Genomic DNA, 24,256 nt, shown 5'->3' with positions numbered 1-24,256 from the left:
TGGATCCGGGTGCCGGGGATGTCTGCCGGGCGCCCTCGCGGGTACGTCCTGCCACCGGTGCGCCACACCGCACACGGCGGGTGGCCGATGTCACTCGCGGGCATCCGGCGCGGTAGGGTCGGAGGTGGTCGGGGACATCCCAAACAGCTTCGCCGGTGTCCGCACCGGCGTACCTAGCGAGGAGATCGGTTCGTGACGATCCGCGTAGGCATCAACGGCTTCGGCCGCATCGGACGGAACTACTTCCGCGCTCTTCTGGAGCAGGGCGCGGACGTCGAGATCGTCGGTGTCAACGACCTGACCGACAACGCGACCCTTGTCCACCTGCTGAAGTACGACAGCATCCTGGGCCGTCTGAAGCAGGAGGTCAGCCACACCGCCGACACCATCACGGTGGGCGGCCAGACCTTCAGGACGATGGCCGAGCGCGACCCGGCCGCCCTCCCGTGGGGCGAGCTCGGCGCCGACATCGTCATCGAGTCCACCGGCATCTTCACCAAGCGCGAGGACGCCGCCAAGCACCTGGCGGCGGGCGCGAAGAAGGTCCTCATCTCGGCCCCGGCCAAGAACGAGGACATCACCGTCGTCATGGGCGTCAACCACGAGGCCTACGACGCCGAGAAGCACCACGTCGTCTCCAACGCCTCCTGCACCACCAACTGCGTGGCGCCGATGGCCATGGTGATGGACGAGAACTTCGGCATCGTCAAGGGCATGATGACGACCGTCCACGCGTACACCAACGACCAGCGCATCCTGGACTTCCCGCACAAGGACCTGCGTCGTGCCCGCGCCGCGGCCGAGAACATCATCCCGACCTCGACCGGCGCCGCCAAGGCCACCGCCCTGGTCCTGCCGCAGCTCAAGGGCAAGCTGGACGGCATCGCCATGCGCGTCCCGGTCCCGACCGGCTCGGTCACCGACCTCGTGCTGGAGCTCGACCGCGAGGTCGGCAAGGACGAGGTCAACGCCGCCTTCCAGAAGGCCGCCGAGGGCCGGCTGAAGGGCGTCCTGGAGTACACCGAGGACCCGATCGTCTCCTCGGACATCGTCAACTGGCCGGCCTCCTGCACCTTCGACTCCTCCCTGACCATGGTCCAGGGCAAGCAGGTCAAGATCGTCGGCTGGTACGACAACGAGTGGGGCTACTCCAACCGCCTGGTGGACCTGACGGTCTACGTCGGCGAGCGGCTCTGACCACGCTGCCGGACAACAGCGCCGAGACGTGACGCGGCGGGGTTCGCGGGGCGCGATGACGCGCCCCGCGGGCCCCGCCTCGCGATGACCGGCCGCAGGGCCGGCGACCGTGCAAACCACCGAGCAGACCACCACGGAGCCACACCATGAAGACGATCGACGACCTCGGTGTCGCGGGCAGGCGGGTCTTCGTCCGCGCCGATCTGAACGTGCCGCTCGATTCAGGGGCCATCACCGACGACGGCCGCATCCGCGCCGCCGTCCCGACGATCGGCAGACTGGCCGAGGCCGGCGCCAGGGTGATCGTCGCCTCCCACCTGGGCCGCCCCAAGGGCGCCCCGGACCCGCGGTTCTCCCTCGCCCCCGTGGCCGGGCGACTGGGTGAACTGCTGGGCAGGGAGGTCGCGTTCGCCACCGACACCGTCGGCGAGTCCGCGAAGTCCACCGTCGGCGCCCTCGCCGACGGACAGGTCGCGGTACTGGAGAACCTGCGCTTCAACGCCGGCGAGACCAGCAAGGACGACGCCGAGCGCGGCGCCTTCGCCGACAGCCTGGCGGCCCTCGCCGACGTCTACGTCGGCGACGGCTTCGGCGCGGTGCACCGCCGCCACGCCTCCGTCTACGACCTCCCGGCACGGCTGCCGCACGCCGCCGGCGGCCTCATCGCCACCGAGGTCGGCGTCCTGCGCAAGCTCACCGACGACGTCGAGCGCCCCTACGCCGTGGTCCTGGGCGGCGCGAAGGTCTCCGACAAGCTCGGCGTCATCGACCACCTGCTGGAGCGCGCCGACCGCATCCTCGTCGGCGGCGGCATGGCCTACACCTTCCTGAAGGCCCAGGGGCACGAGATCGGTGCCTCGCTGCTCCAGGAGGACCAGATCCCGGCCGTCCAGGGCTACCTCAAGCGTGCCGAGGAGCGCGGCGTGGAGTTCGTCCTCCCCGTCGACGTGGTGGCCGCCGCCGGATTCCCGGACCTGAGCACCAAGGCGCCCTCCGAGCCCGTCACCGTGGCCGCGGACGCCATCCCGTCCGGCCTGATGGGGCTGGACATCGGCCCCCGCAGCCAGGAGCTGTACGCCGCCAAGCTCGCCGACGCGGCCACTGTCTTCTGGAACGGCCCGATGGGCGTCTTCGAGCACCCGGACTACGCCGAGGGCACCCGGGCCGTGGCCCAGGCACTGATCGACAGCCCGGCCTTCACCGTCGTCGGGGGCGGGGACTCCGCGGCGGCCGTCCGCATCCTGGGCTTCGACGAGGAGGCCTTCGGTCACATCTCCACCGGGGGCGGCGCCAGCCTCGAGTACCTCGAGGGCAAGACGCTCCCCGGCCTCGCCGCGCTGGAGGACTGACCCGGTGCGCCGGGTCTCCCGGCGCATCCGGGGAGCACCCGCGGCCGCCGGGCCGCGAACGACCACGATGCCCGCGCCCCCGCGCCGCGCGGGCGACAGCGACACGAGCCGCTGCCGCGGCGGAGCGAACTGAAAGGCACCTCCACCCATGGCAAACCGCACCCCGCTGATGGCGGGCAACTGGAAGATGAACCTCAACCACCTGGAGGCCATCGCCCACCTCCAGAAGCTCGCCTTCGCCCTGAACGACAAGGACCACGAGGCCGTCGAGGTCGCCGTCCTGCCGCCCTTCACCGACCTGCGCTCGGTGCAGACCCTGGTCGACGGCGACAAGCTGAAGATCCGCTACGGCGCCCAGGACATCTCGGCGCACGTCTCCGGCGCGTACACCGGCGAGGTGTCCGGGGCGATGCTGGCGAAGCTCAACTGCACCTACGTGGCCATCGGCCACTCCGAGCGGCGCCAGTACCACGGCGAGACCGACGAACTGTGCAACGCCAAGGTCAAGGCGGCCTACCTGAACGACCTGACCCCGATCCTGTGCGTCGGCGAGGGCCTGGAGGTCCGCAAGGCCGGCGACCAGGTCGCCCACACCCTCGCCCAGGTCGACGGCGCGCTGGCGGACATCCCCGCCGACCAGGCCGCCCGTATCGTGATCGCCTACGAGCCGGTGTGGGCGATCGGCACCGGCGAGGTCGCCACCCCCGAGGACGCCCAGGAGGTGTGCGGCGCGATCCGGGGCCGCCTGGCCGAGCTGTACGACCGCGAGCTGGCCGACGGGGTCCGCATCCAGTACGGCGGCTCGGTGAAGTCCGGGAACGTCGCCGCGATCATGGCTCAGCCGGACGTGGACGGCGCCCTGGTCGGCGGGGCCGCGCTGGACGTGGACGAGTTCGTGAAGATCGTCCGGTTCCGCGACCAGTAGGGCCGTCGGCGACCGCCGCCGGCGAGTGACGGCGGGCCGTCCACGTCGTACCCTGTCGGGGCCGGGAGCGAGCACGCACAGCGCCTCCCGGCCCCGTACCCTGCAAGTCCCGACAGTTCCCGTCATCCGTCCGAGAGAGTTGGTCCAGCCGTGATCCTGGGGTTCTCCATCGCCCTCATCGTCTTCAGCCTGCTGCTGATGCTGCTCGTGCTGATGCACAAGGGGAAGGGCGGCGGCCTCTCCGACATGTTCGGCGGCGGCATGCAGTCCTCCGTCGGCGGTTCCTCGGTCGCCGAGCGCAACCTCGACCGCATCACGGTCGTGGTGGGCCTGATCTGGTTCGCCATCATCGTGGCGCTCGGCATCCTGATGAAGCTCGACGGCTGAGGCCGCCGACGCCTGCCGACGCCCGCCGGCGTCTGTCGCGTGACGGCGGTCGCCGCGGTCTGACGCCGTGTCGCCTTCCCGGCCTATCATGAGGTTCGCGCCCGCAGGGTCCGAAGGGGGCCGCAACTCGGGTCTGTGGACGCGCGTTGGGCCCTACGTACACTGGGGCACCCGCAGCGGAGCGGCCTGTCGATGCTCCGCGGCACCGTGAAGGCAGGGAGTTACGACCGTGGCAAGTGGCAACGCGATCCGGGGAAGCCGGGTCGGAGCGGGGCCGATGGGGGAGGCCGAGCGAGGCGAGTCCGCGCCGCGCCTGCGCATCTCCTTCTGGTGCTCCAACGGGCACGAGACCCAACCCAGCTTCGCCAGCGACGCGCAGATCCCGGACACCTGGGACTGCCCTCGCTGCGGCTTCCCGGCCGGCAAGGACCGGGACAACCCGCCGGACCCGCCGCGCACCGAGCCGTACAAGACCCACCTCGCCTACGTGCGCGAGCGGCGCAGCGACGCCGACGGCGAGGCGATCCTCGCCGAGGCGCTGGCCAAGCTCCGCGGGGAGATCTGAACACCGGCCGGCCGGCCGGACAACGGCGCACGACGGCCCGGCCGTACGCCCTCACGGGGCGCGCGGCCGGGCCGTCGTTCCATTAGGTTGGACGCGGCGGGGTCCGTACGACAGGAATGGACTGATTTCCCAGATGAACGCTGAAGGCCGCGGCAGGCTCGACCGGATGCCGCAGTGGCAGGCGCTGGCCAGGCACCGTGAGGAACTGGGGGAGGTGCACCTGCGCGAGCTGTTCGCCGCCGACCCGCGGCGCGGCGAGCGCTACGGCGTCCGGGTCGGCGACCTGTACCTGGACTACTCCAAGAACCTGGTCACGGACGAGACCCTGCGGCTGCTGCGCGAGCTGGCCGAGGCGACCGGGGTGGCGCGGCTGCGGGACGCGATGTTCCGCGGCGAGCGGATCAACACCACCGAGGACCGGGCCGTCCTCCACACCGCCCTGCGCGCCCCGCGCGACGCGGTGATCGAGGTGGACGGGGGGAACGGGGGGAACGCCGGGGACGGGGAGGGCGGGAGAAACGTCGTGCCCGCCGTCCACGCCGTGCTCGACCGGATGTCCGCCTTCGCCGAGGCGGTGCGGGCCGGGAAGTGGGCCGGGCTCACCGGCCTGCCCGTCAGGCACATCGTCAACATCGGCATCGGCGGATCCGACCTGGGCCCGGCGATGGCCTTCGAGGCGCTGCGTGCCTACACCGACCGGGAGCTGGACGTCCGCTTCGTCTCCAACGTGGACGGCGCGGACCTGCACGAGGCGCTGCAGGGCCTGGACCCGGCCCGGACACTGTTCGTCGTCGCCTCCAAGACCTTCACCACGATCGAGACCATCACCAACGCCACCTCCGCCCGGGAGTGGCTGCTGACCGGTCTGGGCGCGGGGAGGGAGGCGGTCGCCAAGCACTTCGTGGCGCTGTCGACGAACGCCGAGGCGGTCGCGGAGTTCGGCATCGACACCACGAACATGTTCGAGTTCTGGGACTGGGTCGGCGGGCGCTACTCGTACGACTCGGCCATCGGCCTCTCCCTCATGATCGCCATCGGCCCGGACCGTTTCCGCGAGATGCTCGACGGCTTCCGCACCGTCGACGAGCACTTCCGCACCGCGCCGCCCGAGGAGAACGCCCCGCTGCTGCTGGGCCTGCTGGGCATCTGGTACGGCGCCTTCTTCGACGCGCAGTCGCACGCGGTGCTGCCCTACAGCCACTACCTGTCGAAGTTCACCGCCTACCTCCAGCAGCTCGACATGGAGTCCAACGGCAAGTCCGTGGACCGGCGGGGCGAGCCGGTGGACTGGCAGACCGGCCCGGTGGTGTGGGGCACCCCCGGTACCAACGGCCAGCACGCCTACTTCCAGCTGCTGCACCAGGGCACCAAGCTGGTCCCGGCGGACCTGATCGGCTTCGCGCGGCCCGTGGCGGGCCTGGAGCCCGCGCCGGCGGCCCAGCACGACCTGCTGATGGCCAACCTCTTCGCCCAGGGCCAGGCACTCGCCTTCGGCAAGACCGCCGAGGAGGTCCGCGCCGAGGGAGTCGCCGAGGAGCAGGTCCCGCACCGCACGTTCCGCGGCGACCGCCCCACGACGACGATCCTGGCCTCCGAGCTGACCCCGTCGGTGCTGGGGCAGCTCGTCGCGCTCTACGAGCACAAGGTGTTCGTCCAGGGCGCGGTGTGGGACATCGACTCCTTCGACCAGTGGGGCGTGGAGCTGGGCAAGGTGCTCGCCAAGCGCATCGAGCCCGCGCTGACCGAGGGCGCCGAGGTGGAGGGGCTGGACGCCTCCACGGCGGCCCTGGTGGCCCGCTACCGCTCGCTGCGCGGCCGGGACTGACCCAGCAGGTCCGGCAGAGACCGGCGGGCCCGGAGGGGCCCCCACCGTGATCACGGCGGCGGCCCCGCTCCCTCCGGCGAGTTCCGGGGGGAGCGGGGCCGCCGCGTTCGGTACGGGTCCCTGCGGCGGGCGTCAGCTCCGGACCGACTCGGGCAGGCGGGCCGCCGCCTTCTCGTCGAGGATCCACAGGGTGCGCTCGTGCCCGCGGGCGCCCGCCGCGGGGGTCCGTGCCGGATCGCCGGCGGTCAGCGCGTCGGCCGCCGCCTCGGCCTTGTCCTCGCCCGCCGCCAGCAGCCAGACCTCCCGGGCCGCCCGGAGGGCCGGGAGGGTGAGGGAGATCCGGGTCGGCGGCGGTTTGGGCGCCCGCCGTACGCCGACGACCGTTCGCCCGGTCTCCCGCACGGCCGGATGGCCGGGGAAGAGCGAGGCCACATGGGTGTCCGGGCCCAGTCCCAGCAGCAGCACGTCGAAGGCGGGTACCGCCCCGCCCGTACCGTCCCCGCCCGTACCGCCGCCGGGACCGCTCTCACCGGCGGCCGCGGCCAGCTCCGCCGCGTACGCCTCGGCGGCCGCGTCCACGTCGTCGCCGTGCGGACCGTCACCGGCGGGCATCGGGTGGACGCGCGACGGCTCCAGGGGGAGCGCGTCCAGGACCGCCTCGCGGGCCTGGGTGTGGTTGCGGTCCGGGTCGCCCTCGGGCAGGAACCGCTCGTCGCCCCACCACAGGTCGACGCGGGACCAGTCCACGCCGCTGCGTCCCGGGGCCTGCGCCAGGGCGGCGAGCAGGGCGTTACCACCCCGGCCCCCGGTCAGGGCGACATGGGCCCGGCCGCGGGCGGCCTGCGCGTCCACGATCGCGGTGATCAGGCGTGCGGCCGTGGCCCGGGCCATCCGCTCCTTGTCCGGGTGGACGACGATCTGCGGGGGAGCCTGCTCCCCGCCCGGTGCCCGCGCCGCCTCCGCCTGCGCCTGAGCCTGCGCCGCCTCGACCGCCTCCACCTGCGCGACCTGCCCGCGCACCAGGCGGTCGAGGCCGAAGCGGACGGCGCCCGCGTAGGTCTCGTCCGGGTCCAGGCGCCGCAGCTCCTCGGCGATCAGCTCGGCCGTGGAGCGCCGGTGCAGGGCCACGCTCCGGTCCGGCTGGCCCGGCACCGAGAGCGTCGCCAGCGAACCGTCGCCGCGCTCCAGGCAGATGTCGCCCTCCTCCGTCGCCAGCCGCACCGCCGTGATGCCGGGGCCGCCGGAGAGCACACGTTCGACGGGGACGCCCAGACGGTCGGCCAGCCACAGCGCCAGCAGCTCCGAGCTGGGGTTGTACTCCTCGCCCTCGACCACCGCCCGGGTCACGCGGGCCTGCTTCTGGTCCAGGGCGGCGGCCAGCACGCTGCGCCACAGGGTGACACGGGTCCAGGCCAGGTCGGTGTCGCCCGGTGCGTAGGAGGCGGCGCGCCCCCTGAGGGCCGCGACCGGGTCCTCGGTCTCCGCCGCGTCGGTGATGCGCCGCTGGGCCAGGGCGCCCAGCGGATCCTTCGAGGGGTACTCGGGCGGGTCGGCCGGCCACCACAGGACGACCGGCGCGTCCGGCAGCAGCAGGGGCAGGACGACGCTGTGGGCGTGGTTCGCCAGCTCGCCGTGGAGGCGCAGCAGGACCGTCTCCCCGGTGCCGGTCTCGCCGCCCACCCGCACCTCGGCGTCGAGCCGGGCCATGGCCCGGTCGCGGGGCGAGCGGCCCGGACGCCGCACCACGACGAGGATGCGCGAGGGATGCTCCTTCGACGCGTCGCTGGCTGCCTTCAGCGCGTCGTAGTGGCTGCCCTCGTCCGTGACGATGACGAGGGTGAGCACCATCCCGACGGCCGGGCTGCCCATCGCCCGCCGCGCTCGCACCAGAGCCGCGTTGATCCGGCCGGACGTGGTGTCCGTGAGGTCGATGTTCATGGCCGCCGCCAGCTCCGTCCGTCGCGTGCGAGCATCTCGTCGGCCGCCTGGGGGCCCCAGGTCCCGGCGGTGTACGGCTCGGGCCTGCCGTGCGCGTCCCAGTACTCCTCGACCGGGTCCAGGATCTCCCAGGAGCGCTCGACCTCCTGGTGCCGGGGGAAGAGGTTGGCGTCGCCCAGCAGCACGTCCAGGATGAGCCTCTCGTACGCCTCGGGACTGGACTCGGTGAAGGACTCGCCGTAGGCGAAGTCCATCGTGACGTCGCGGATCTCCATCGAGGTGCCGGGCACCTTGGAGCCGAACCGGATCATGACGCCCTCGTCCGGCTGCACCCGGATGACCAGGGCGTTCTGGCCCAGTTCCCGGGTGTCGGTGGCGTCGAAGGGGGAGTAGGGGGCGCGCTGGAAGACCACCGCGATCTCGGTGACCCGGCGGCCCAGCCGCTTGCCCGTGCGCAGGTAGAAGGGGACCCCCGCCCAGCGGCGGTTGTCGATCTCCAGCTTGATGGCGGCGTAGGTGTCCGTCCGGGAGGCCGGGTCGATGCCCTCCTCCTCCAGGTAGCCGGGCACCTTCTCGCCACCCTGCCAGCCCGCCCGGTACTGGCCGCGCACGGTGTGCCGGCCCAGGTCCCCGGGCAGCCGCACCGCGTTGAGCACCTTCAGCTTCTCGGTGACCAGCGCCTTGGCGTCGAAGGAGACGGGCTCCTCCATCGCGGTCAGGGCCAGCAGCTGGAGCAGGTGGTTCTGGATGACGTCGCGCGCGGCGCCGATGCCGTCGTAGTAGCCCGCGCGGCCGCCGATGCCGATGTCCTCGGCCATCGTGATCTGCACGTGGTCCACGTAGGAGCGGTTCCACAGGGGCTCGAACAGCGTGTTGGCGAAGCGCAGCGCCAGGATGTTCTGGACGGTCTCCTTGCCCAGGTAGTGGTCGATCCGGAAGACGTCGGACTGGCGGAAGACCCGGTGCACGACCCGGTTCAGCTCCTGGGCGCTGGCCAGGTCGTGGCCGAAGGGCTTCTCGATGACCGCGCGGCGCCAGGAGCCGTCGGGTGCCTCGGACAGCTGGTGCTTCTTGAGCTGTTCCAGGACGGTGGGGAAGAACTTCGGCGGTACCGAGAGGTAGAACGCGAAGTTGCCCCCGGTGCCGCGGGACTTGTCCAGCTCCTCGATGGTGGACTTCAGCCGGGCGAACGCGTCGTCGTCGTCGAAGACGCCGGGGACGAAGCGCATCCCCTCGCCGAGCTGCCGCCAGACCTCCTCGCGGAAGGGGGTGCGGGCGTACTGTTTGACCGAGTCGTGCACGACCTCGCAGAAGTCCTGGTCCTCCCACTCGCGGCGGGCGAAGCCGACGAGGGAGAAGCCCGGTGGGAGCAGGCCCCGGTTCGCCAGGTCGTAGACGGCGGGCATCAGCTTTTTTCGTGACAAATCGCCTGTGACGCCGAAGATCACCAGGCCCGACGGCCCCGCGATGCGCGGGAGCCGCCGGTCCTGTGCGTCACGCAGCGGGTTGGCTGCGCTGCTCACCTGCTCTATGCCTCCTTCGGCGCGAGGCGCTTCAGCTCGGCCTCGGTGGAGGCCAGCAGGCCGGTCCAGGCCTGCTCGAACTTCTCCACGCCCTCGACCTCGAGCTGCTCGACGACCTCGTCGTAGCCGATGCCGAGCTTCGCGATCGCGTCGAGGTCGGCGCGGGCCTGCTCATAGGTGCCGCGCACGGTGTCGCCGGTGATCTCGCCGTGGTCGCCGAAGGCCTCCAAAGTGGCCTCCGGCATGGTGTTCACCGTGTTCGGGGCGACCAGCCCGGTGACGTAGAGGGTGTCGGGGTAGCTGGGGTCCTTCACGCCGGTGGAGGCCCACAGCGGGCGCTGCCGGTTGGCGCCGGCGGACTCCAGGGCCGCCCAGCGGTCGGAGGCGACGACCTCCTCGTACGCCTGGTAGGCCAGCCGGGCGTTGGCCAGCGCCGCCTTGCCGCGCAGCGCCAGCGCCTCGTCGGTGCCCAGGGCCGTCAGTCGCTTGTCGATCTCGGTGTCCACCCGGGAGACGAAGAACGACGCCACGGAGTGGATCTCCGACAGGTCCAGCCCCTTGGCCTTCGCCTGCTCCAGACCCTCCATGTAGGCGTCCATCACCATCCGGTAGCGCTCCAGCGAGAAGATCAGCGTGACGTTGACGCTGATGCCCGCGGCGATGGTCTCCGTGATCGCCGGGAGCCCGGGGGTGGTGGCGGGGATCTTGATCAGGGTGTTGGGGCGGTCCACCAGCCAGGCGAGCTGCTTGGCCTCGGCGACCGTGGGCCGTGTGGCGTGGGCCAGCCGCGGGTCCACCTCGATGGAGACCCGGCCGTCCTGCCCGTTCGTGGCCTCGAAGACCGGGCGCAGGATGTCGGCGGCGTCGCGGACGTCGGCGGTGGTGATCATCCGGATCGCCTCCTCCACCGTCACACCGCGGGAGGCGAGGTCGGTGAGCTGCCGGTCGTAGCCGTGCCCCTCGGAGATCGCCTTCTGGAAGATCGACGGGTTGGTGGTGACACCCACGACGTGCTGCTCGTTCAGCAGCTCGGCGAGGTTGCCGGACGTGATGCGCCGGCGGGACAGGTCGTCCAGCCAGATCGCCACGCCTTCGTCACTCAGGCGCTTGAGTGCGTCTGTCATGAGGGATGCATCTCCTGATCTCGTTGCCTGTGGGCGTCAGCGTGCGGCGGCCGCGATGGATTCCCGGGCGGCGGCCGCGACCGCCTCGCCGGTCAGGCCGAACTCGCGGTAGAGCACCTTGTAGTCGGCCGAGGCGCCGAAGTGCTCCAGGGAGACGATCCGGCCGGCGTCGCCGACGTAGCGGTGCCAGGTCAGGCCGACACCGGCCTCGACGGCCACGCGCGCCCGGACCGACGGCGGCAGCACGCGCTCGCGCCAGGTGAGGTCCTGCTCCTCGAACCACTCCAGGCACGGCATCGACACCACCCGGGCGGGCACGCCCTCGGCCTGGAGCGACTCGCGCGCGGCGACGGCGAGCTGCACCTCCGAGCCGGTGGCGATGAGGACGACCTGCGGCTCGCACTCGCGCCCCTGGGAGTCCGCGGCCTCGAACATCACGTATCCGCCGCGGGCGGCGTCCTCGTTGGGCTCGTAGGTCGGCACGTTCTGGCGGGTCAGCGCGATGCCGTGCGGAGCCGGGCGGTCGCCGTGGCGGCGCATGATCTCGCGCCAGGCGATCGCGGTCTCGTTGGCGTCGGCGGGGCGCACCATGTTCAGGCCCGGGATGGCGCGCAGCGCCGCCAGGTGCTCGACCGGCTGGTGGGTCGGACCGTCCTCGCCCAGGCCGATGGAGTCGTGCGTCCACACGTAGGTGACCGGCAGCCTCATCAGGGCCGCCAGCCGCACCGCCGGGCGCATGTAGTCGGAGAACACCAGGAAGGTGCCGCCGTAGATCCGGGTGTTGCCGTGCAGCGCGATGCCGTTCATGGTCGAGCCCATGGCGTGCTCGCGGATGCCGAAGTGCACCGTGCGGCCGTACGGGTCCGCCTCCGGCAGCGGGTTGTCCGCCGGGAGGAAGGACGAGGAGGCGTCGATGGTGGTGTTGTTGGAGCCCGCGAGGTCGGCGGAGCCGCCCCACAGCTCGGGGATCACACCGCCCAGCTCCTTGAGCACCGCGCCGGACGCCTTGCGGGTGGCCATGTCCTTGCCGGCGGGGAAGGAGGGCAGCGCCTTCTCCCAGCCCTCGGGCAGCTTCCCGGCGCTGATCCGGTCGAAATCGGCGGCGCGGCCGGGGTTGGCCCCGCGCCACTTGGTGAGCCCGTCCTCCCAGGCCCGGCGTGCCTCACGGCCCCGGTCCACGACCTTGCGGGCGTGCCGAAGGACCTCGTCGGCCACCTCGAAGTCCTTCTCCGGGTCGAAGCCCAGCACCCGCTTGGTGGCCGCGACCTCCTCCTCGCCCAGCGCGGAGCCGTGCGAGGCCTCGGTGTTCTGGGCGTTCGGCGCGGGCCAGGCGATGATCGTGCGGGCGGCGATCAGGGAGGGCCGCCCGGTCTCCTCCCGCGCCGCCTTCAGCGCCGCGTACAGCGCCTGGACGTCGAAGTCGCCGCTGGGCGCCTGCTCGATGCGCTGGACGTGCCAGCCGTAGGCCTCGTAGCGCTTCAGGACGTCCTCGGACAGCGCGGTCGCGGTGTCGCCCTCGATGGAGATGTGGTTGTCGTCGTACAGGGCGACGATGTTGCCCAGCTTCTGGTGGCCGGCCAGCGAGGAGGCCTCGGCCGAGACCCCCTCCTCCAGGTCGCCGTCGGAGACGATCGTCCAGACGGTGTGGTCGAAGGGGGAGGTGCCCGGGGCGGCGTCCGGGTCGAACAGGCCGCGCTCGTAGCGGGCGGCCATCGCCATGCCCACGGCGTTGGCGATGCCCTGGCCCAGCGGGCCGGTGGTGGTCTCGACCCCGACCGTGTGGCCGTGCTCCGGGTGGCCCGGGGTCCTGCTGTCCCAGGTGCGGAAGGCCTTCAGGTCCTCCAGCTCCAGCCCGTAGCCGGACAGGTACAGCTGGATGTACAGCGTCAGGCTGGTGTGGCCGGGGGAGAGGACGAACCGGTCCCGGCCCGTCCACCGCGCGTCGGACGGGTCGTGCCGCATCAGCTTCTGGAAGAGCAGGTACGCCGCCGGAGCGAGGCTCATGGCGGTACCGGGGTGTCCGTTACCGACTTTCTGCACGGCGTCCATCGCCAGGACCCGTACGGTGTCGACAGCCCGCTGATCCAGTTCGGTCCACTCGAGATCTGTGGTGGTCGGCTTGGTGCTCACCCTGCGTCAGGGCTCCTCTCCACATGTCGAAGGCCGGTGTCTGTCAGGTCACACCGGGCGGTGTCGAGCGTACCCCCGCCAGGGTTCCCCCTTTCGGTCCGCTCACCCTTTGGGAAGCCGGTGGAGCAAACCGGGTCGAGCCGGGCGCTCGATGGGTCTCACCTGGGCATCTGTGGAACACCCGGCGCACATGAGCGCGGCCTTCCGGCGCCCCGTTAGGCCCTGTGCATCCCCTGCCCGCACCCCGCCGGAGCACCCCCCGGCGGGGTGCACCGACACGGGCGACCCCCGGGGCGAGCGGCGTATGGCCAGCGTCTACAGTGGCGTGGTACGTGCGAGTCGTGAGGGGACCTTTCGAAGGTCCGGACTCGCTTGTTCCCACGCGGCGCGAGCCGCGCATGTCGCATCGTGATCAGGGGTGTCCGTGACGGCCGTCGAATCCCGTCCCGCGGGTGGGGATACCGCCCACACCCGAGGGGTCGTGGGGGAGCTCGATCAGAGCCCAGCACACCGGCCGCTCGGGGCCCGTATCAAGGGCTATGTGGCGCTGACCAAGCCGCGGATCATCGAGCTGCTGCTGATCACCACCATTCCGGTGATGTTCCTCGCCGAACAGGGCGTCCCCGACCTGTGGCTGGTCCTGGCCACCTGTCTGGGCGGCTATCTGTCGGCGGGCGGCGCCAACGCGCTGAACATGTACATCGACCGGGACATCGACGCGCTGATGCACCGCACCGAGCAGCGCCCCCTGGTCACCGGTGTGCTGACCCCGCGCGAGGCCCTGGTCTTCGGTATCACGCTGGCCGTGGTCTCCACGCTGTGGTTCGGCTGGACGGTCAACCGGCTCTCGGCGGCGCTGTCCCTGGGCGCACTGCTGTTCTACGTCGTCGTCTACACGATGATCCTCAAGCGGCGCACCGCCCAGAACATCGTCTGGGGCGGCATCGCCGGCTGCATGCCCGTGCTCATCGGCTGGTCGTCGGTGAAGAACGAGGTGAGCTGGGCCGCCGTCGTCCTCTTCCTGGTCATCTTCTTCTGGACGCCGCCGCACTACTGGCCGCTGTCGATGAAGGTCAAGGACGACTACGCCCGTGTCGGGGTGCCGATGCTCCCGGTCGTCGCGGGCAACCGCGCGGTGGCCCGGCAGATCGTGGTCTACAGCTGGATCATGGTGGCCGTCTCGCTGGCCCTGTGGCCGCTGGGCTACGTCGGCTGGTTCTACCCGCTGGTCGCGCTCGCCGCGGGCGGCTGGTGGCTGTGGGAGGCGCACGCCCTCCAGTCCAGGGCCAAGGCCGGGGTCACGGGCGCCAAGCTCAAGGAGATGCGGCTGTTCCACTGGTCCATCACCTATGTGTCGCTGCTGTTCGTGGCGGTGGCGGTGGACCCCTTCCTGCGCTGATCCCGCACCGGCTCCGTACCGCTCCTGGGCCGGGCGCGGGGTCGGCGCCGGGCGTGGCGCAGGCCACCCGGAGCCGCGGTCGCCAGGCGATCTACCCATCGGTAGCATCCTGTTCATGGACAGCACACAGCAGGCGGAAGAGACCGGGCCCGACGCCAAGGCCCAGCGCTGGGTGACCAAGCTCGCCAAGGAGATCACCGCGTTCGTCAAGGAGCGCGGCGGCAGCGCCGACGCCCAGATCTCCTACATCGGCGAGCGCGGCGTGCGCATCGTCCTCGTCGGCGAGGACGGCGGCTGGGGCGATCTGGTGGCCCCCTCCCGCGAGGTCGCGCAGGAGGCCGCGCAGAAGGCGGGGGTCACCGTCCACGAGACCCTCGACGGGGACCTCGCCGCCCGGATCCGCACCGGCCCCTACGAGTGGGAGCGGATGGCGGGCATCCAGGTCGGAGGACCCAAGGACCGCTGACGCGCCCGAGAGCCACTGACGCGCCCGAGAGCCGCTGACGCGGGAGCCGCTGCGGGACGGCCGCGAGGGCCTGTGCCGGGCGCCCTTCGGCCACCGTGTTCCGCCGCCGCCTCCCGTGCTCGTCCGCCGCCCGGCACAGGCGCGCGAGGCCCCGGTGCGGCCCAAGCCGCACCGGGGCCTCGCCGCGTCCGGCCGCGGTCCCCGGGAGGCCGCGGCCCGCGCGTCCTGCAGAGCGGGGGAAACGCTGTGGGGGCCGGGCGGGAGGAACGCTGTGGGGGCCGGGCGGGGACTCCCCGCCCGGCCCCCACCGTCGAGGTCCTACGGGCCGGACACGGCCGGAGCCGGAGCCGGCCGGTCGGCGGGCGCGGCCGCCGCGGCGCCGGTGCCCGCCACCGGCGGCAGACCGCGCTCGCGCAGCGACAGCAGCACCCGCAGGGTGGCGACCCACACCAGGCAGGAGCCCAGCAGGTGCGCCGCGACCAGCACCTCCGGCAGTTCGGTGAAGTACTGGACGTAGCCGATGACGCCCTGCGCCAGCAGGACCAGGAAGAGGTCCCGGGTGCGGACGAGAGGGCGCCGGGGCGCGTCCACGGCCCGCAGCGCCAGCCACAGCAGCACGGTCAGGGCCACCACGGCCCAGGCCAGCAGGGCGTGCACCCTGGCGGTCGTCTCCCAGTCCACGCCCATCCGCGGCACATCGCTGCTGTCGCCCGCGTGAGGGCCCGCGCCCGTCACCATGGTGCCGACGACGATCAGCACCACGGACACGGCGGTCAGCGCCGCCGCGAGCTGCCGGATCCGCGCTCCGGCCAGCGGGCGCGGCACGTCGTCGCCCTCGCGGGCGCGCAGCCAGGTGACGGTGGTGACCGTGATGAGCACACTGGCGAGCAGGAAGTGCGCGGCGACGGTGTACGGGTTCAGCCGCAGCAGCACCGTCACGCCGCCCAGCAGGCCGTTGGCGACGACCAGCCAGAACTGCGACCAGGCCAGCCGCGACAGGCCCCGGCGGCGCGGCTTCGCCGAGCGGACCGCGACGATCGCCCAGCCGACGGCGGCGCACAGCACGTACGTCAGCAGGCGGTTGCCGAACTCGATGGCGCCGTGCAGCCCCATCTCGGGTGTGGCGACCAGGCTGTCCCCGCTGCACTTGGGCCAGGTGTCGCACCCCAGTCCCGAACCGGTCAGCCGCACCACCCCGCCGGTGACCACGATGAGCACGCTCAGGACGAGCGCGGTCAGGGTGGCGCGCTCCACGGTGCGCTGGGCGGGGGTCCAGCGCCTGGCGACGTACGCGACGGGGTTTCGCGCGAATTCGAGCAGATTGGGCACGGGCACCATGGTAGGCGGGCGCTTGTGCAAGCTTTCACGAGGGGCGCGGAAGCGGTCATTCCCACCGGAAGAAGCGGGCCGCGGCGGCCAGGCCCGCCACCGCCCACACGCCCAGGACCGCCAGGTTCGCCCAGGGCATCCCGGCCCCGTCCCGCAGCACCTCGCGCAGCCCCTCGGAGAGCGCGGAGATCGGCAGCAGCTCCAGCACCGCGCGCACCGGCTCGGGGAACTTCTCCAGCGGCACCACCACCCCGCCGCCGACCAGCAGCAGGACGAAGACGAGGTTGGCGGCCGCCAGCGTCGCCTCGGCCCGCAGCGTCCCGGCCATCAGCAGTCCGAGACCGGAGAACGCCGCCGTCCCGGCGACCAGCAGCAGCGCCACGGCGAGCGGGCTGCCGTGCGGCGACCACCCCAGCGCCAGGGCCACCGACGTCAGCAGCACCACCTGCAGCACCTCGGTGACCAGCACCGCGCATGTCTTGGCGGCCATCAGAGCCCAGCGGGGCAGCGGGGAGGCGGCCAGCCGCTTGAGGACGCCGTAGCGCCGCTCGAAGCCGGTGGAGATCGCCTGGCCGGTGAAGGCGGTCGAGAGCACGGCCAGCGCCAGCACGCCCGGAGCCAGGAAGTCCACGCGCCCGCCTCCGCCGCCCTCCTCCCCGGCCAGGTCCACGATGTCCACCGCGCTGAACAGCACCAGCAGCAGGGTGGGGATGACGATCGTCAGCAGCAGCTGCTCGCCGTGCCGCAGCAGCAGCCGCGTCTCCAGCGCGGCCTGCGCGGCGATCATCCGCGGCAGCGGGGCCGCGCCGGGGGCGGGGGCGTAGGTGCCCGGCCCGGTGTTCTCCGTACTCACGACCGCAGCTCCCTGCCCGTCAACTCCAGGAAGACGTCCTCCAGCGTGTGCCGCTCCACCGCGATGCCGTCCGGCATCACCCCGTTCTGCGCGCACCAGGACGTCACCGTGGCCAGGAGCTGGGGATCGACCGTACCGGTCAGGCGGTACGAGCCCGGGGCCGTCTCGGCGGCGGCGGTGTCCGGCGGCAGCGCCTTGAGCAGGGAGGCCAGGTCGAGGCCGGGGCGCCCGGTGAAGCTCAGGGTGTTCTCGGCGCCGCCGCGGCACAGCTCCTCGGGGCTGCCCCGTGCGATCACCCGGCCCTCGTCGATGATCGCGACGTCGTCGGCCAGGGTCTCGGCCTCGTCCATGAAGTGGGTGCTCAGCACCACCGTCACACCGTCCGCGCGCAGCTCCCGCACCAGGTCCCAGGCGGAGCGGCGGGCCTGCGGGTCCAGGCCCGCGGTCGGCTCGTCCAGGAAGACCAGCTCGGGCCGCCCGACGACGGCCATGGCCAGCGCCAGGCGCTGCTGCTGGCCGCCGGACAGCCGCCGGTAGGGGGTGCGGCCGCAGCCGGCCAGCCCCAGCCGTTCGATCAGCGCGCCGGTGTCCAGCGGGTGGGCGTGCAGCGCGGCCGTGTGGCGCAGCATCTCCGCGGCGCGGACGGTGGGGTAGATCCCGCCGCTCTGGAGCATCACCCCGATCCGGGGCCGCAGCGCGGCGGCGTCGGCGACCGGGTCCAGACCCAGGACGCGGACGGTGCCGGCGTCCGCGCGGCGGTAGCCTTCACAGGTCTCGATGGTGGTGGTCTTGCCGGCCCCGTTGGGGCCGAGGACGGCGGTGACGGTGCCGCGTCCGACGGTGAGGTCCAGCCCGTCCACCGCCGTTTTGCTCCCGTACCGCTTCACCAGTCCCGCGACCTCGACGGCCGCCGTGTCTCGCATACGGGCGAGTCTAGGAGCCCGCGGGCGCGCCGCCCCCGCCGGGCCGCACCGTCGCCGGACCGTGCCGCCGGGCCGTACCGACGGCGTTCCGGGTAAGGCACGCCTTACGTGACGCACCCCATCCGGGCCGGTCAGGGTGTGGCTTGCCCGCCTCCCCGGAATTACGCAACAATGGCGTTGTGAAAAAGCGCACCCGCCGAGCCCGCGGCCCGGCCGCGGCGGGCGGGAGCGCCGCGGAACCCGGACGGAGCGAGGAGGCGCGAGAGCACATGGCGGCCCACCACGGCGGCGGTGACACCCGCACCCCCGGCCATCCGGCCCCGGACGAGCACCACGGCACCCGCAACAAGGTCGCGCGCTCCATCCTCGACCACGGCCCGTCCACCGCGGCCGAACTGGCCCAGCGACTGGAGCTCACCCAGGCGGCGGTACGGCGCCATCTGGACGCCCTCGTCTCCGAAGGCGTGGTCGAGCCCCGCGAGAAGCGGGTCTACGGCTCACGCGGCAGGGGTCGCCCCGCCAGGGCCTTCGCGCTCACCGACTACGGGCGCACCGCCTTCGACCAGGCCTACGACCAGCTCGCCGTCGACGCCATGAACTGGATAGCCCAGGCCGCCGGCGGCGGGGAGAAGGGGCGGGCCGCGGTCGCGGACTTCGCCCGCGCCCGGGTCGCCGCCCAGGCCGAGCGGTACCGCGCCGAGCTGGAGAGGGCCGCGCCCGGGGAGAGGGCCAGGGCCTTGGCCGAGGCCCTGTCCAGGGACGGGTACGCTGCCACCGCGCGCGGCGCGCCCGCCTCCGGCGGAGAGCAGCTCTGCCAGCACCACTGCCCGGTGGCGCATGCCGCCGAGCGGTTCCCGCAGCTGTGCGAGGCGGAGACGGAGGTCTTCTCCCGCCTGCTCGGCACCCATGTGCAGCGTCTGGCCACCATCGCCCACGGCGACGGGGTGTGCACGACGTTCATCCCCAAAGCGGCTTCCGGGCCGGTATCCGGGACACCCAAGACATCCAAGACCACCGCAGCGACAGCATCTGCAAGCACAGCCGGGAGGAACCCCGCATGACTCTCCCCACGGAGACTGCCCACCCTGAGCTGGAGGGCCTGGGCAAGTACGAGTACGGCTGGGCCGACTCGGACGCCGCCGGCGCCTCGGCCAAGCGCGGCCTCTCCGAGGCGGTCGTCCGCGACATCTCGGACAAGAAGTCCGAGCCGGAGTGGATGCTGAAGCTCCGCATGAAGGGCCTGAAGCTCTTCGAGAAGAAGCCCATGCCGAACTGGGGCTCGGACCTGAGCGGCATCGACTTCGACAACATCAAGTACTTCGTGCGGTCCACCGAGAAGCAGGCCCAGAGCTGGGAGGACCTGCCGGAGGACATCAAGAACACCTACGACAAGCTGGGCATTCCCGAGGCCGAGAAGCAGCGCCTGGTCGCCGGCGTCGCCGCCCAGTACGAGTCCGAGGTGGTCTACCACCAGATCCGCGAGGACCTGGAGAAGCAGGGCGTCCTCTTCCTGGACACCGACACCGCGCTCAAGGAGCACCCGGAGCTGTTCCAGGAGTACTTCGGCACCGTCATCCCGGCCGGCGACAACAAGTTCGCCGCGCTGAACACCGCGGTGTGGTCCGGCGGTTCGTTCATCTACGTGCCCAAGGGCGTCCACGTGGACATCCCGCTCCAGGCCTACTTCCGGATCAACACCGAGAACATGGGCCAGTTCGAGCGGACGCTGATCATCGTCGACGAGGACGCCTACGTCCACTACGTCGAGGGCTGCACGGCGCCGATCTACCAGTCCGACTCGCTGCACTCGGCGGTCGTGGAGATCATCGTCAAGAAGGGCGCCCGCTGCCGCTACACGACCATCCAGAACTGGTCGAACAACGTGTACAACCTGGTCACCAAGCGCGCCGTGGCCTACGAGGGCGCGACGATGGAGTGGGTCGACGGCAACATCGGCTCCAAGGTGACCATGAAGTACCCGGCCGTCTACCTGATGGGCGAGCACGCCAAGGGCGAGACCCTCTCGATCGCCTTCGCGGGCGAGGGCCAGCACCAGGACGCCGGCGCCAAGATGGTGCACATGGCGCCCAACACCTCCTCCAACATCGTCTCCAAGTCGGTGGCGCGGGGCGGCGGCCGCACCTCCTACCGCGGTCTGATCGAGATCGGCGAGGGCGCCGAGAACTCCAAGTCCAACGTGCTGTGCGACGCGCTGCTGGTGGACACCATCTCGCGCTCGGACACCTACCCCTACGTCGACGTCCGCGAGGACGACGTGACGATGGGACACGAGGCGACGGTCTCCAAGGTCAGCGACGACCAGCTGTTCTACCTGATGCAGCGCGGTCTGTCCGAGGACGAGGCGATGGCGATGATCGTGCGCGGCTTCGTCGAGCCGATCGCCAAGGAGCTGCCCATGGAGTACGCCCTGGAGCTCAACCGGCTGATCGAGCTGCAGATGGAGGGCGCGGTCGGCTGACCGCCCGGCCGCCCGTCCTCCCCCCTCCGTGACCGTGAGCCGGTTCCCGGGCTCCCAGAAGCCCGGGAACCGGCGAACACAGAAGACAGAGAGTGAGCAACACGACAGCCATGGCTGAGGCTCAGAACATCCCGGCCGGGTCCACGACCGCCGGATCGATCGCGGTGGCGGCCGAGTCCACCGTCGCCACCCGGATGAGTGCCCCGCCGTCCTTCGACGTGGGGGACTTCCCGGTGCCGCACGGCCGCGAGGAGGAGTGGCGCTTCACCCCGCTGGAGCGGCTGCGGGGCCTGCACGACGGCACCGCCGAGGCGGGCGGCGGCGTGAAGGTCGACGTCTCGGCGCCCGACGGCGTGACGGTGGAGACCGTCGGCCGCGACGACGCCCGGCTGGGCCGGGCCGGCAAGCCCGTCGACCGGGTCGCCGCCCAGGCCTACAGCGCCTTCGAGAAGGCCGCCGTCGTCACCGTGCCCAAGGAGACCGTGCTCACCGAGCCGATCCGGGTGAGCATCCAGGGCCAGGGCGGGGTCTCCTTCGGGCACACCGTCTTCGAGCTGGGCGCCTTCGCCGAGGCCGTCGTCGTCATCGACCACACCGGCGACGGCGTGCGTGCCGCCAATGTCGAGTACGTGCTGGGCGACGGCGCGAAGCTGACGGTCGTCTCCGTGCAGGACTGGGACGACACGGCCGTGCACTGCTCCCAGCACAACGCGCTGGTCGGCCGGGACGCCACCTTCAAGTCCGTGGTCGTCACCTTCGGCGGCGACGTGGTGCGCCTCCACCCGCGCGTCAACTACGCCGGCCCCGGCGGCGAGGCCGAGCTGTACGGCCTGTACTTCACCGACGACGGCCAGCACCAGGAGCACCGCCTCTTCGTCGACCACGAGGCGTCGAACTGCCGCAGCAACGTGGTCTACAAGGGCGCCCTCCAGGGCCAGGACGCGCACGCGGTGTGGATCGGCGACGTACTGATCCGCGCCTCGGCCACCGGCACCGACACCTACGAGCTCAACCGCAACCTCGTCCTCACCGACGGCGCGCGGGTGGACTCGGTGCCCAACCTGGAGATCGAGACCGGCGAGATCGTCGGAGCCGGCCACGCCTCGGCCACCGGCCGCTTCGAGGACGAGCAGCTGTTCTACCTGATGGCGCGCGGCATCCCGGAGCAGGACGCCCGCCGCCTGGTGGTGCGCGGCTTCTTCGCCGAGCTGGTCCAGCAGATCGGCCTGCCCGACCTGCAGGAACGCCTCATCGCCAGGATCGATGAGGAACTGGAGGAGTCGGTCGTATGAGCACCGGCGAAAGCACGGTGGGCAGCGCGGGCTTCGTCCGCGTCGCCTCGCTCGGCGAGCTGGAGGAGGACACCCCCAGGCGGGTGGAGATCGGCGGTGTTCCGGTCTCGCTCGTCCGCACGCAGGGAGAGGTCTTCGCGATCAACGACATCTGCTCGCACGCGAACGTCTCGCTCTCCGAGGGCGAGGTGGAGGACTGCCACATCGAGTGCTGGCTGCACGGGTCCAGCTTCGACCTGCGCACCGGCAAGCCCGACGGACCGCCCGCCACGCGCCCCGTCCCCGTATACCCCGTCAAGATCGAAGGAGACGGCCCCGACGCGGCCGTGCTCGTCTCCACCACCCAGGAGTCCTGAAGCCCCATGGCAACGCTTGAGATCCACGACCTGCACGTCTCCGTCGAAGCAGAGAACGGCCCCACTGAGATCCTGCGCGGCGTCGACCTGACCGTGAAGCAGGGCGAGACACACGCCATCATGGGCCCGAACGGCTCCGGCAAGTCCACCCTCGCCTACTCGCTGGCGGGCCACCCGAAGTACACGATCACCGGCGGCACCGTCACCCTGGACGGCGAGGACGTCCTGGAGATGAGCGTCGACGAGCGCGCCCGCGCCGGCGTCTTCCTCGCCATGCAGTACCCGGTCGAGGTTCCCGGCGTGTCCGTCTCCAACTTCCTGCGCACCGCCGCCACCGCCATCCGCGGCGAGGCCCCCAAGCTGCGCACCTGGGTGAAGGAGGTCAAGGAGGCCATGGAGCGCCTCAACATCGACCCCGCCTTCGCCGAGCGCAACGTCAACGAGGGCTTCTCCGGCGGTGAGAAGAAGCGCCACGAGATCCTCCAGCTGGAGCTGCTCCGGCCGAGGATCGCGATCCTCGACGAGACCGACTCGGGCCTGGACGTCGACGCGCTGCGCATCGTCTCCGAGGGCGTCAACCGCGTCCGTGAGAGCGGTGAGGTCGGCACCCTGCTGATCACCCACTACACGCGTATCCTGCGCTACATCAAGCCCGACCACGTCCACGTCTTCGCGGCCGGCCGGATCGCCGAGTCCGGTGGCCCGGAGCTGGCGGACAAGCTGGAGGAAGAGGGCTACGAGGCCTACGTCAAGGGCGACCGGGCGGCGTGAGCCCTATCCGCGGGGCCGCCCCGGCGGCCCCGCGCACCGACTGCGCCCCCGGCCCGGCCGGACGGGCGCGCAATGGGGTACCGCCGGGGCGTGGGGCCCCGGGGGAGAACGGAGAAACACGAGCGTGACACAGCTGCCGGGCCTTCTCGACACGGACGCGATCCGCAAGGACTTCCCGCTGCTGGACCGCACGGTCCACGACGGGAAGAAGGTCGTGTACCTGGACAACGCGGCGACCTCCCAGAAGCCGAACCAGGTGCTCGACGCGCTGAACGACTACTACGTGCGGCACAACGCCAACGTCCACCGCGGCGTCCACGTGCTCGCCGAGGAGGCCACGGCGCTGTACGAGGGCGCGCGCGACAAGGTCGCCGCCTTCGTCAACGCCCCGAGCCGCGACGAGGTGATCTTCACCAAGAACGCCTCGGAGTCGCTCAACCTCGTGGCGAACATGCTCGGCTGGGCCGACGAGCCCTACCGCGTCGACGACCGGACCGAGATCGTCATCACGGAGATGGAGCACCACTCCAACATCGTGCCCTGGCAGCTGCTGGCGCAGCGCACGGGCGCGAAGCTGAAGTGGTTCGGCCTCACCGACGACGGCCGCCTGGACCTGTCGAACATCGACGAGATCATCACCGAGCGGACCAAGGTCGTCTCCTTCGTGCTGGTCTCCAACATCCTGGGCACGGTCAACCCGGTCGAGACGATCGTCCGCCGCGCCCAGGAGGTCGGCGCGCTGGTGGTGGTCGACGCCTCCCAGGCCGCCCCGCACATGACGGTGGACGTCCAGGCGCTCCAGGCCGACTTCGTGGCCTTCACCGGCCACAAGATGTGCGGGCCGACCGGCATCGGCGTGCTGTGGGGCCGCCAGGAGCTGCTGGAGGACCTGCCGCCGTTCCTCGGCGGCGGCGAGATGATCGAGACCGTCTCGATGCACTCCTCCACCTACGCCCCCGCACCCCACAAGTTCGAGGCGGGCACCCCGCCGATCGCGCAGGCCGTCGGGCTGGGCGCCGCCGTGGACTACCTGACCGCGATCGGCATGGACCGCATCGCGGCCCACGAGCACGCGATCACCGAGTACGCGGTGCGCAGGCTCCAGGAAGTCCCCTCCCTGAGGATCATCGGCCCGGACACGGCCGAGGACCGGGGCGCCGCGATCTCCTTCGCGCTCGGCGACATCCACCCCCACGACGTGGGCCAGGTGCTCGACGAGCAGGGCATCGCCGTCCGGGTCGGCCACCACTGCGCCCGGCCCGTCTGCCTCAGGTACGGAATTCCCGCGACCACCCGGGCGTCGTTCTATCTGTACTCCACTCCGGCGGAAGTCGACGCCCTGGTGGAGGGACTGGAACACGTACGGAACTTCTTCGGTTGATGTTCCGTGACCGACGACGGACGACCGCAGCGGCTGAAGGTGAC

The 24,256-nt window shown here is 71.8% G+C and carries 21 protein-coding genes; 14 read left to right on the top strand and 7 right to left on the bottom strand.

Translation table 11 applies throughout. The annotated features are described in order from the left end of the window. Positions 1–192: 192 nt before the first annotated feature. From gap to pgi, 6 genes are all read left to right on the top strand, one after another. Positions 193–1,197, top strand: a complete 1,005-nt coding sequence (gene gap, locus BM237_RS05335) for a type I glyceraldehyde-3-phosphate dehydrogenase (RefSeq protein ID WP_093848343.1) — start codon at positions 193–195, stop codon at positions 1,195–1,197. 146 nt (positions 1,198–1,343) lie between these two features. Then, positions 1,344–2,546, top strand: coding sequence for a phosphoglycerate kinase (locus BM237_RS05330; protein ID WP_093848342.1), 1,203 nt, complete (start codon positions 1,344–1,346; stop codon positions 2,544–2,546). Between the two features lie 148 nt (positions 2,547–2,694). Further along, positions 2,695–3,471 (top strand): triose-phosphate isomerase, encoded by a 777-nt coding sequence (gene tpiA, locus BM237_RS05325; RefSeq protein ID WP_093848341.1) that lies wholly within the window; start codon positions 2,695–2,697, stop codon positions 3,469–3,471. A gap of 150 nt (positions 3,472–3,621) precedes the next feature. Then, the gene (gene secG, locus BM237_RS05320; RefSeq protein WP_093655373.1) at positions 3,622–3,858 is read left to right on the top strand and encodes a preprotein translocase subunit SecG; all 237 of its coding nucleotides are present in this window, start codon (positions 3,622–3,624) and stop codon (positions 3,856–3,858) included. 229 nt (positions 3,859–4,087) lie between these two features. Then, positions 4,088–4,423, top strand: coding sequence for an RNA polymerase-binding protein RbpA (locus tag BM237_RS05315; RefSeq protein WP_076971064.1), 336 nt, complete (start codon positions 4,088–4,090; stop codon positions 4,421–4,423). A 133-nt stretch (positions 4,424–4,556) separates the two neighbouring features. Further along, on the top strand, positions 4,557–6,248 hold the full coding sequence (pgi, locus tag BM237_RS05310) for a glucose-6-phosphate isomerase (protein WP_093848340.1): 1,692 nt from the start codon (positions 4,557–4,559) through the stop codon (positions 6,246–6,248). 132 nt (positions 6,249–6,380) lie between these two features. Here pgi and opcA read toward each other — a convergent pair whose 3' ends face one another. Genes opcA through tkt form a run of 4 tightly spaced genes read right to left on the bottom strand, consistent with a single transcriptional unit; the run spans position 6,381 to position 12,963 of the window. Next, complete coding sequence (opcA, locus tag BM237_RS30490) at positions 6,381–8,186, bottom strand: glucose-6-phosphate dehydrogenase assembly protein OpcA (protein ID WP_093848339.1); 1,806 nt, start codon at positions 8,184–8,186, stop codon at positions 6,381–6,383. Further along, positions 8,183–9,709: a glucose-6-phosphate dehydrogenase gene (gene zwf / locus BM237_RS05300; RefSeq protein ID WP_093848338.1), complete on the bottom strand. Its 1,527-nt coding sequence runs from the start codon at positions 9,707–9,709 to the stop codon at positions 8,183–8,185. Before zwf ends, opcA begins: the two co-directional genes overlap by 4 nt. Before the next feature lie 5 nt (positions 9,710–9,714). Then, entirely contained in the window at positions 9,715–10,833 is a 1,119-nt protein-coding gene (gene tal / locus BM237_RS05295) for a transaldolase (RefSeq protein WP_093848337.1), read from the bottom strand. A 36-nt stretch (positions 10,834–10,869) separates the two neighbouring features. After that, positions 10,870–12,963, bottom strand: coding sequence for a transketolase (gene tkt / locus BM237_RS05290; protein WP_093848336.1), 2,094 nt, complete (start codon positions 12,961–12,963; stop codon positions 10,870–10,872). 424 nt (positions 12,964–13,387) lie between these two features. Here tkt and BM237_RS05285 point away from each other — a divergent pair, with 424 nt between their 5' ends. Then, positions 13,388–14,362, top strand: a complete 975-nt coding sequence (locus BM237_RS05285) for a heme o synthase (protein ID WP_093848543.1) — start codon at positions 13,388–13,390, stop codon at positions 14,360–14,362. Between the two features lie 115 nt (positions 14,363–14,477). Further along, a complete protein-coding gene (locus BM237_RS05280) occupies positions 14,478–14,828 on the top strand; it encodes a hypothetical protein (protein WP_093848335.1) in 351 nt (116 codons plus the stop codon). 318 nt (positions 14,829–15,146) lie between these two features. Here the strand turns inward: BM237_RS05280 and BM237_RS05275 are convergent, their stop codons facing one another. The 3 genes from BM237_RS05275 to BM237_RS05265 form a co-directional block, all read right to left on the bottom strand. Next, positions 15,147–16,166 carry a COX15/CtaA family protein gene (locus BM237_RS05275; RefSeq protein ID WP_093848334.1) on the bottom strand — a complete coding sequence of 340 codons (1,020 nt, stop codon included), beginning with the start codon at positions 16,164–16,166 and terminating at the stop codon, positions 15,147–15,149. A gap of 46 nt (positions 16,167–16,212) precedes the next feature. Further along, positions 16,213–16,944 carry an ABC transporter permease gene (locus BM237_RS05270; protein ID WP_093848542.1) on the bottom strand — a complete coding sequence of 244 codons (732 nt, stop codon included), beginning with the start codon at positions 16,942–16,944 and terminating at the stop codon, positions 16,213–16,215. A 62-nt stretch (positions 16,945–17,006) separates the two neighbouring features. Beyond that, the gene (locus tag BM237_RS05265; protein WP_093848333.1) at positions 17,007–17,933 is read right to left on the bottom strand and encodes an ABC transporter ATP-binding protein; all 927 of its coding nucleotides are present in this window, start codon (positions 17,931–17,933) and stop codon (positions 17,007–17,009) included. A 269-nt stretch (positions 17,934–18,202) separates the two neighbouring features. On the opposite strand from BM237_RS05265, the gene BM237_RS05260 reads away from it, so the two are divergent. The 6 genes from BM237_RS05260 (at position 18,203) to BM237_RS05235 (ending at position 24,212) form a co-directional block, all read left to right on the top strand. Next, positions 18,203–18,994: a helix-turn-helix transcriptional regulator gene (locus BM237_RS05260; protein WP_093848332.1), complete on the top strand. Its 792-nt coding sequence runs from the start codon at positions 18,203–18,205 to the stop codon at positions 18,992–18,994. Beyond that, on the top strand, positions 18,991–20,412 hold the full coding sequence (gene sufB / locus BM237_RS05255; protein WP_093848331.1) for a Fe-S cluster assembly protein SufB: 1,422 nt from the start codon (positions 18,991–18,993) through the stop codon (positions 20,410–20,412). The genes BM237_RS05260 and sufB overlap by 4 nt, the downstream gene beginning before the upstream one ends. A gap of 110 nt (positions 20,413–20,522) precedes the next feature. Beyond that, positions 20,523–21,704, top strand: coding sequence for a Fe-S cluster assembly protein SufD (sufD, locus tag BM237_RS05250; protein WP_093848330.1), 1,182 nt, complete (start codon positions 20,523–20,525; stop codon positions 21,702–21,704). Next, entirely contained in the window at positions 21,701–22,060 is a 360-nt protein-coding gene (locus BM237_RS05245) for a non-heme iron oxygenase ferredoxin subunit (protein ID WP_093848329.1), read from the top strand. Before sufD ends, BM237_RS05245 begins: the two co-directional genes overlap by 4 nt. Positions 22,061–22,066: 6 nt before the next feature. Next, positions 22,067–22,831, top strand: a complete 765-nt coding sequence (sufC, locus tag BM237_RS05240) for a Fe-S cluster assembly ATPase SufC (RefSeq protein ID WP_093848328.1) — start codon at positions 22,067–22,069, stop codon at positions 22,829–22,831. Between the two features lie 124 nt (positions 22,832–22,955). Further along, positions 22,956–24,212, top strand: a complete 1,257-nt coding sequence (locus tag BM237_RS05235) for a cysteine desulfurase (RefSeq protein WP_093848327.1) — start codon at positions 22,956–22,958, stop codon at positions 24,210–24,212. Positions 24,213–24,256: the final 44 nt, after the last annotated feature.

Origin of the sequence: Streptomyces mangrovi, from assembly GCF_900114215.1 — a bacterium.
GTDB classification, from domain to species: Bacteria; Actinomycetota; Actinomycetes; order Streptomycetales; family Streptomycetaceae; genus Streptomyces; species Streptomyces barkulensis.
This window is presented reverse-complemented; position numbering and strand designations above follow the sequence as displayed.

Bases quoted from the DNA above. Each gene is read 5' to 3' on its own strand.
- BM237_RS05280 (WP_093848335.1), top strand. From the start codon at position 14,478: ATGGACAGCACACAGCAGGCGGAAGAGACCGGGCCCGACGCCAAGGCC.
- sufB (WP_093848331.1), top strand. From the start codon at position 18,991: ATGACTCTCCCCACGGAGACTGCCCACCCTGAGCTGGAGGGCCTGGGC.
- BM237_RS05245 (WP_093848329.1), top strand. From the start codon at position 21,701: ATGAGCACCGGCGAAAGCACGGTGGGCAGCGCGGGCTTCGTCCGCGTC.
- BM237_RS05270 (WP_093848542.1), bottom strand. From the start codon at position 16,944: ATGATCGCCGCGCAGGCCGCGCTGGAGACGCGGCTGCTGCTGCGGCAC.
- sufD (WP_093848330.1), top strand. From the start codon at position 20,523: ATGGCTGAGGCTCAGAACATCCCGGCCGGGTCCACGACCGCCGGATCG.
- BM237_RS05265 (WP_093848333.1), bottom strand. From the start codon at position 17,933: ATGCGAGACACGGCGGCCGTCGAGGTCGCGGGACTGGTGAAGCGGTAC.
- BM237_RS05260 (WP_093848332.1), top strand. From the start codon at position 18,203: ATGGCGGCCCACCACGGCGGCGGTGACACCCGCACCCCCGGCCATCCG.
- pgi (WP_093848340.1), top strand. From the start codon at position 4,557: ATGAACGCTGAAGGCCGCGGCAGGCTCGACCGGATGCCGCAGTGGCAG.
- BM237_RS05330 (WP_093848342.1), top strand. From the start codon at position 1,344: ATGAAGACGATCGACGACCTCGGTGTCGCGGGCAGGCGGGTCTTCGTC.
- BM237_RS05275 (WP_093848334.1), bottom strand. From the start codon at position 16,166: ATGGTGCCCGTGCCCAATCTGCTCGAATTCGCGCGAAACCCCGTCGCG.
- tal (WP_093848337.1), bottom strand. From the start codon at position 10,833: ATGACAGACGCACTCAAGCGCCTGAGTGACGAAGGCGTGGCGATCTGG.
- opcA (WP_093848339.1), bottom strand. From the start codon at position 8,186: ATGAACATCGACCTCACGGACACCACGTCCGGCCGGATCAACGCGGCT.
- sufC (WP_093848328.1), top strand. From the start codon at position 22,067: ATGGCAACGCTTGAGATCCACGACCTGCACGTCTCCGTCGAAGCAGAG.
- tpiA (WP_093848341.1), top strand. From the start codon at position 2,695: ATGGCAAACCGCACCCCGCTGATGGCGGGCAACTGGAAGATGAACCTC.